Below are 267 nucleotides of genomic sequence, written 5' to 3' on the forward strand. Positions count from 1 at the left end.
GTTATAAACCCTTTACCAGAACCACCATTAGCTTATTTACATACTTTTCGTTATTGGAAGTTACTTTTCAAGTATTAATAGACAGTCAAGTTCAGTTTTGTGATAACTCCACACGCTCATAGTGTTCAACTGTTGGAAATGGATCATAAAAGTGATGCAATAATGCTTTCCACTCTTGATATTGTTCAGATTGACGAAATCCTATTGTGTGGTCTTCTAAAGTTTCCCATCGCACAATGAGCAAATATTTTCCTTTCTGCCCCATAC

General features: G+C 35.6%; 1 protein-coding gene. It reads right to left on the minus strand.

Translation table 11 applies throughout. The features are described 5' to 3' along the window. Positions 1–91 precede the first annotated feature (91 nt). A partial coding sequence (locus ACP3VS_RS24455) for an antibiotic biosynthesis monooxygenase family protein (protein WP_426390326.1) occupies positions 92–267 on the minus strand: 176 nt, incomplete at its 5' end.

The organism is Lysinibacillus sp. VIII_CA, from assembly GCF_049943995.1.
GTDB classification, from domain to species: Bacteria; Bacillota; Bacilli; order Bacillales_A; family Planococcaceae; genus Lysinibacillus; species Lysinibacillus pinottii.